The 7,027-nt window shown below is 73.2% G+C and carries 7 protein-coding genes; 1 reads left to right on the top strand and 6 read right to left on the bottom strand.

The window, feature by feature from the left end; genetic code table 11:
- Positions 1 to 13: 13 nt before the first annotated feature.
- The 6 genes from ACZ7HT_RS31755 to ACZ7HT_RS31780 all read right to left on the bottom strand — a co-directional run bounded on the left by ACZ7HT_RS31755 (position 14) and on the right by ACZ7HT_RS31780 (position 4,843).
- Complete coding sequence (locus ACZ7HT_RS31755; RefSeq protein WP_471172143.1) at positions 14 to 760, bottom strand: endonuclease/exonuclease/phosphatase family protein; 747 nt, start codon at positions 758 to 760, stop codon at positions 14 to 16.
- A gap of 77 nt (positions 761 to 837) precedes the next feature.
- On the bottom strand, positions 838 to 1,779 hold the full coding sequence (locus ACZ7HT_RS31760; protein WP_471172145.1) for an ROK family glucokinase: 942 nt from the start codon (positions 1,777 to 1,779) through the stop codon (positions 838 to 840).
- A gap of 66 nt (positions 1,780 to 1,845) precedes the next feature.
- A complete protein-coding gene (locus ACZ7HT_RS31765) occupies positions 1,846 to 2,322 on the bottom strand; it encodes a DUF5304 domain-containing protein (RefSeq protein WP_471172149.1) in 477 nt (158 codons plus the stop codon).
- Between the two features lie 44 nt (positions 2,323 to 2,366).
- Positions 2,367 to 3,488, bottom strand: a complete 1,122-nt coding sequence (locus tag ACZ7HT_RS31770) for an ArsA family ATPase (RefSeq protein WP_471172151.1) — start codon at positions 3,486 to 3,488, stop codon at positions 2,367 to 2,369.
- A gap of 45 nt (positions 3,489 to 3,533) precedes the next feature.
- Complete coding sequence (locus ACZ7HT_RS31775) at positions 3,534 to 3,974, bottom strand: SRPBCC family protein (protein WP_116161428.1); 441 nt, start codon at positions 3,972 to 3,974, stop codon at positions 3,534 to 3,536.
- Positions 3,975 to 4,075: 101 nt separating this feature from the next.
- Entirely contained in the window at positions 4,076 to 4,843 is a 768-nt protein-coding gene (locus ACZ7HT_RS31780) for a metallophosphoesterase family protein (protein ID WP_471172154.1), read from the bottom strand.
- Between the two features lie 258 nt (positions 4,844 to 5,101).
- On the opposite strand from ACZ7HT_RS31780, the gene ACZ7HT_RS31785 reads away from it, so the two are divergent.
- Positions 5,102 to 6,898 (top strand): AMP-dependent synthetase/ligase, encoded by a 1,797-nt coding sequence (locus tag ACZ7HT_RS31785; protein ID WP_471172158.1) that lies wholly within the window; start codon positions 5,102 to 5,104, stop codon positions 6,896 to 6,898.
- The last annotated feature ends 129 nt before the right edge of the window (positions 6,899 to 7,027 follow it).

Here is a 7,027-nt window from a genome sequence, read left to right on the forward strand (position 1 = left end):
CCTCCGGCCGCCGTCAGGGCGCGGCCGGCACCCGGACCGCCGCGAGGACCGGGAGGTGGTCCGTGGCGGCCCGCAGGTCGGCCGGGTCGAGGTCCGTCGGGACTCCGCAGCCGAGGAACTCGATGCCCGGGGTCGCCAGGATCGCGTCGATGCGCTGGTGCGGGTCGCCGGGCGTCGAGGTGTGCTCGCCGCCCCAGGGGCTGACCGCCCAGCCGTCCCGGAGCTCCCTCGTGAGGCGGGTGAAGGCGGGGCCTCCGGGGCGCTCGTTCAGGTCGCCGGCGACGAGGGCGTGCGGGGTGCCGAGGGCGGCGACCCGGTCGAGGACCATCCCGGCCTGGGCGTACCGCTCGTCCTTCCGCAGGCTCAGATGGCAGCTGACCACGCCGAGCCTGGCCCCGGCGAAGCGGACGACGGCGGTCGCGAGGCCGCGCCGGTGCAGGCCCGGGGTGAGGGGCAGCAGGACGTCCTCGGTCCGCTCCACGGTGGCCCGCAGGGAGCAGAGCAGCAGCGGCCCGGCCGCGGTGGCGCCCCCGCTCAGGATGACGAGCTCGCTCTTGGCGGCGAGCCGGGCGGCGTGTTTGCGCCAGCGGAAGAAGCGGGGCGCCTCCTGGACGAAGACGAGGTCCGGGGCGCAGGCGCGGATCACCCGGGCGAGGGCGTCCTCGTCGTCGCGCATCGAGCGGACGTTGTAGCTCAGAACCCGGAGGACGGCCGAACCGTCGCTCTCGGTGCGGGAGTTGGGCAGCTCACTGATCGCCATGACGGCCAACATACGACGACCGCCCGCCGGGTCCGAGAGGACGCGGCGGGCGGTCGTCGTATGGCTCCGTGCCGTGTTCAGCCCTGGCGGGCGAGGTCCGCGGCGCCGACCAGGCCGGCCTTGTTGCCGAGCTGGGCCGCGAGGACCTGCGCGTGCGGGCGCCACTGGCCGCCGATCAGCCAGCGGCGGAAGGACTTGCGGATCGGGTCGAGGACGAGGTCGCCCTCGTCCGAGACGCCGCCGCCGACGATGAACGCCGAGGGGTCGAAGAGCGAGGCCAGGTCGGCGAGACCGGCGCCTGCCCAGCGGGCCAGCTCGCGGAAGGAGTCGACGGCCACCGGGTCGCCCGCCCGGGCGGCCTGGCTGACGTGCTTGCCCTCGATGCCCTGCGGGGTGCCGTCGCCGAGGCCGAGGAGGATCTCCGCACGCTCCGGGGTGGCGTTGGCGCGCTGCTTGGCGTACCGGACGAGCGCACGCCCGGAGGCGTACTGCTCCCAGCAGCCCTGGCTGCCGCATCCGCACAGCAGACCGTCCGGGACGACCCGGATGTGGCCGAACTCGGCGGCCACGCCGAAGCGTCCGCGGCGCAGCTTGTTGCCGATGATGATGCCGCCGCCGAGGCCGGTGCCGAGGGTGATGCAGATGACGTCCTCGTGGCCCTGGCCGGCGCCGAAGCGGTACTCGCCCCAGGCCGCGGCGTTGGCGTCGTTCTCGACGACGACCGGCAGGCCGACCCGCTGCTCGACCTTGTCCTTCAGCGGCTCGTGCCGCCAGTCGATGTTCGGCGCGAAGAGGACGGTGGCACGCTTGTCGTCGACGTAGCCCGCGGCTCCGATGCCGACGGCCTCGATCTGGTACCCCTTGCCCGCCTCGGAGACCGCGGCGCAGATGGCGTCGACGATGCCCTCGGGGGTCGGCGGGGTGGGCACGGTGTGGGTGTCGAGGATGTTGCCCTCCTCGTCGACCACGCCGGCCGCGATCTTCGTGCCGCCGATGTCGACGCCGATGGTGAGTCCCATGTGTCCCTCAGTTTTCGGTCGAGCCCCGCTAAGGCCAACCGTACCCGAGGGGAGATGGCCCGCCGATCAGTCCAGGTCGATGTGCTGGCCGGTTCCGGGCCCCTCGTCGTCCTTGCGGTCGTCCTTGCGGGGCGGCACGTCCGGGTCCGCGTCCCGGCGCGGGTCGTCGTCCTCGGGGACGGCGCCGCCGCGGGTCCAGCGGCTCTCGTGGCCCTCGACGGCGGAGCGGTAGGCGGCGAGGAGCTCGCTGCCGGCGGCGGCGAGGTGGTCGAAGACCTGCGGGTTGCGCTCGATGACGGGCTCGACGACGGCCTTCGCCTGGTTGACGAGCTGCTGCACAGTCTGCGCGGCGGTCTGCGCGGCCTGGCCGCCGAGGAGCGGGGCCCCGAGGCCGCCGGAGACCTTGTCGGCCACGGCCTCGAAGAGCCTGCGGAACTCCTCCGCGGGCGAGCCGGGCTCGGTCGCGCGCTGCGCCCGGCGGCGGGCCTTCTCCGCCTCCAGGTCCTCGGCACAGGCCTTGGCCCAGGCGTCCGAATCGCTCATGGCGTACTCCTCAGTGGCTGCGTACTTCGACGGTACACGCCGCTTCAGGGGGTGCGGGGCCAGAGCCCGGGGTCGGGGGTGAAGCGCACCCGGAGGTCCCAGTCGACGAGCCCGGCGCCGGTGACGGTGCAGCGGCGCAGGGCGCCCGGGAGCGGGACGCCGCGGCGGAACGCGCCGACGGTCAGGAGCAGTTCGTCGCCGCGGCGGACGAGCGACAGCTCCTCCTTGACGGCGCCCGGCAGGGGGATGTGCCAGACGAGGACGCCGTCCTCCTCGCGCCGGTCCTCGACGGCCCACTCCGGTACGGGGCCGGTCTTCGCGGGCCGGGGGGACGCGAGGAGGACGAGGTCCTCGGCCCCGCGCGGGGCCCGGCCGAGGTGCGGGAGCTCGTACAGCTCGCCGGCGCCCTCGGTACGGAGCTCGGCGAGGTGCCGGTGCTGTTCGGCGGTGAGCCCGGCCAGCCAGGGGTCCTCGGAGCCGGCGGGGAGGATCCGGTTCGCGACGACGGCGTCGAGGGCGAGGCGCTGGACGGCGAGACCCAGCCGGGCGGTGCGCAGGGCGCGGGCGGCGGCGGGGCCGGGTTCGACGACGAGGCGGACGGTGGTGGTGGCGGCCTCGACGACGGCCTGGACGGCGGCGAGCTCGGCCTCCCAGCGGGCGGTCGTCTCGTACAGCCACTGCGCGGGCATCGGGACGCCGGCGAGCTGGGCGAGCATCGGGCGCAGGGCGCGGGCGGCCTGGCGCTCCGGGGGCAGGAGCCGGCGCAGGTAGCGGCGGAGCTGCCCGGGGAGGGCGAGCAGGGCGAGGGCCTCGTCGAGCGGGGGCAGGTCGACGACGGCGAGCTCGTGGTCGCCCTCGGCCGCGTCGCGCAGGGCGCGCAGCAGGGCGAAGGGGCGGCTGCCGGGGAGCTCGGTCAGCTCGGCGTCCTCGAAGGGCGCGGCACCGAGGAGGTCGAGGGCGGCGGAGGAGCGGGCCTGGAGGGCGAGGAACTCCCGCCGGAAGTCGGCGCCGGGCCGCGGGCGCAGGATCCGGAGCCCTTCCGCGGGCTCCGCGTCCTCGGAGACGAGCAGCACCCGGCGCCCGGCCCGCGCCTCGGCGAGCGCGGTGCCGGCGGCGAGGGTGGTGCGCCCGGCGCCGCCGGGACCGGTGACAAGGATGATCCGCATGGGCCCGAACGTTACCGGGCCCCAGTCGGGGGCCCGGGCGGAGCCTTACGCGCCCGATTCGACCCGCTTCTTCAGGCCGTCGAGCGCGCGGTCGATGATGACCTTCTCCGCCTTGCGCTTGATCATGCCGAGCATGGGGATCTTGACGTCCACGGTCAGCTGGTAGGTGACCTCCGTGCGGTCGCCGCCGAGGGACTTGAGGAGGTAGGAGCCGTCGAGGGAGCGGAGCATCTGGGACTTGACCAGGGTCCAGCTGACCTCGTCGGATCCGGTCCAGGTGTACGCCAGGGTGTGGTCGTCCTTGATGGCGCCCGCGTCGAGGAGGAGCCGGACCTTCGAGGCGCGTCCGGCGTCGTCGGTCTCCAGGACCTGGGCCTCCTTCACCTCGCCGGTCCACTCGGGGTAGCGGGCGAAGTCGGCGATCACGCTCATGACGTCGGTCGGCGCCGCCTCGATGGTGATGCTCGAGCTGGTGTGTTCGGCCATCGCGGTGGCTCCTCCACTGTGCGGTCCGGCGGAAGTAAAGGCGGAAACAAAAGGGCACAGACGTGCCGACGGAAGGCTATCGCGCCCCCGAGCCCGCGCCGTCACCACTCCAGGGCGAAGGGCCTGCCGGTCGAGGCGAAGTGTCCGACGTTCACGCACTCGGTCGCGCCGATGCGCATCCGGTGGGCGAGCGGCTGGTGGACGTGGCCGAAGAGGGCGTACCGGGGCCGGACGCGGTGGATGGCGTCGAGGAGGGCCCGGCTGCCGCGCTCGAAGCGGCGGGCGACGGTGTCGTAGGTGAGGTCGGCGACGTCCGGCGGGATGTGGGAGCAGAGGACGTCGACGTCGCCGAGGGCCTCGACCTTGGCGGCGTACTCCTCGTCGGGGATCTCGTACGGCGTGCGCATGGGGGTCTGCAGGCCGCCGCCGACGAAGCCGAAGACCAGGCCGCCGAGCTCGATCCGCTGTCCGTCGAGGACGGTCGTCCCCGGTCCGGCGAAGTCGGCCCAGAGCCGGGGGATGTCGACGTTGCCGTAGGTGGCGTAGGTGGGGGTGGGGAAGGCGGCGAAGAGTTCGGCGTACTGGCGGCGGACGGCGGCCTCGATGGCGGTGTCGCGGTCGATGTCGAGCCCGGCCCAGAGGCTGCGGCCCAGGTCGCGGGCCTCGTCGAAGCGGCGGGCGGTGCGCAGTTCGACGAGCCGGTCGGCGTTCTCGGTGCCGAAGAGGTCGGGGAAGATCCCCCGGCTGTGGTCGGCGTAGTCGAGGAAGAGGACCAGGTCACCGAGGCATATGAGGGCGTCGGCGCCCTCTCCGGCCTTGGCGAGGTCGCCGGCGTTGCCGTGCACGTCACTGACCACATGGACTCGCATGTGCCCACCTTAGGGGGTGTCACCTGCGGTTACTTGGGAGTCGTGAAACCGGTGGATTACTGTGCGCAGAGCATGGTCACGCATATGTGACGCACGGAACATCTGTCCGGGACCCCCTACCGGGAACCGTGTACTGGCGAGTAACGTCCGGGCAGTCCACCAGTCGTGCTCACCCCCACTGAGCACCTGCCCGATCATGGACTTCACCGGTGCATCACACAGAGCCGTGGCGCCGGCGCCCGATGAGGAGCAGCAGTCTTGCGCGAGTTCAGCCTTCCGGCCCTGTACGAGGTCCCCACGGACGGCAACCTGACGGATCTCATCCGCCGCAACGCCTCCCAGCACCCAGACGTCGCCGTGATGGGGCGCAAGGTCGACGGCGTCTGGACGGACGTCACCGCCACGCAGTTCCTCGCCGAGGTCCGCGGGGTCGCCAAGGGTCTGATCGCCTCGGGCGTCGAGCCGGGCGACCGGGTCGCGCTGCTCTCCCGTACGCGCTACGAGTGGGTGCTCCTCGACTTCGCGATCTGGAGCGCGGGCGCGGTGACCGTGCCGGTGTACGAGACGAGCTCGCCGGAGCAGATCCAGTGGATCCTCGGCGACTCGGGCGCGACCCTGGTGCTGGCCGAGAGCGCCGCCCACCAGGCCGCGGTGGAGTCCGTGCGCGACCGGCTCCCGGAGCTCAAGGGCATCTGGCAGATCGAGGACGACGCGGTCGCGCGGCTCACGGCCACCGGCGCGGACGTCTCCGACGAGCTGCTCGACGCCCGCATGTCGGCGGCGAACGCGGACGACCCGGCGACGATCGTCTACACCTCGGGCACGACGGGCCGCCCCAAGGGGTGCGTCCTGACCCACCGGGCCTTCTTCGCCGAGTGCGGCAACGTGGTGGAGCGGCTCAAGCCCCTCTTCCGTACGGGCGAGTGCTCGGTGCTGCTGTTCCTGCCGGCCGCGCACGTCTTCGGGCGGCTGGTCGAGGTCGCTTCGGTGATGGCGCCGATCCGGCTCGGCTGCGTCCCGGACATCAAGAACCTCACCGACGAGCTGGCCTCGTTCCGCCCGACGCTGATCCTGGGCGTGCCGCGCGTCTTCGAGAAGGTCTACAACTCGGCGCGGGCCAAGGCGCAGGCCGACGGCAAGGGCAAGATCTTCGACAAGGCCGCGCACACGGCCATCGCGTACAGCCGGGCGCTCGGCACCCCGCAGGGCCCGCCCTTCGGCCTCAAGCTGAAGCACAAGGTCTTCGACAAGCTGGTCTTCAGCAAGCTGCGGGCGGTGCTCGGCGGCCGCGGCGAGTACGCGATCTCGGGCGGCGCGCCGCTGGGCGAGCGGCTCGGCCACTTCTTCCGGGGCATCGGCTTCACGGTCCTGGAGGGCTACGGCCTGACGGAGTCGTGCGCCGCGACCGCGTTCAACCCGTGGGACCGGCAGAAGATCGGCACGGTCGGCCAGCCGCTGCCGGGCTCGGTGGTGCGGATCGCCGACGACGGCGAGGTGCTGCTGCACGGCGAGCACATCTTCACGGAGTACTGGAACAACCCGGCGGCGACGGCCGAGGCGCTGGCGGACGGCTGGTTCCACACGGGTGACATCGGCACGCTCGACGAGGACGGCTACCTCGCGATCACCGGCCGCAAGAAGGAGATCCTGGTGACGGCGGGCGGCAAGAACGTCGCCCCGGCGGTCATCGAGGACCGGATCCGGGCGCACGCGCTGGTCGCGGAGTGCATGGTGGTCGGCGACGGGCGTCCGTTCGTGGGCGCGCTGGTCACGATCGACGAGGAGTTCCTGGGCCGCTGGGCGAGCGAGCACGGCAAGCCGGCCGGTTCGACGGCTGCGTCCCTGCGGGACGACGCGGAGCTGATCGCCGAGGTCCAGCGGGCGATCGACGACGGCAACGCGGCGGTGTCGAAGGCGGAGTCGGTCCGCAAGTTCCGCATCCTTCCGGCCCAGTTCACCGAGGAGGCGGGCCACATCACGCCGTCGCTGAAGCTGAAGCGGAACGTGGTGGCGAAGGACTTCGCGGACGAGATCGAGGCGATCTACACGAAGTAGGGGTACGCGAAAGGGGCCCGGGGGGGGGGGCGCGCCCCCGGGCCCCCCCCACCTTCCCCCCCCCCCCTCCCCCCACCCTCCCCCCCCCCCCCCCCACCGCGCCCCCCCCCCCCCCCCCAACCCAAAAAG

The organism is Streptomyces sp. NPDC037410 (genome assembly GCF_055602235.1).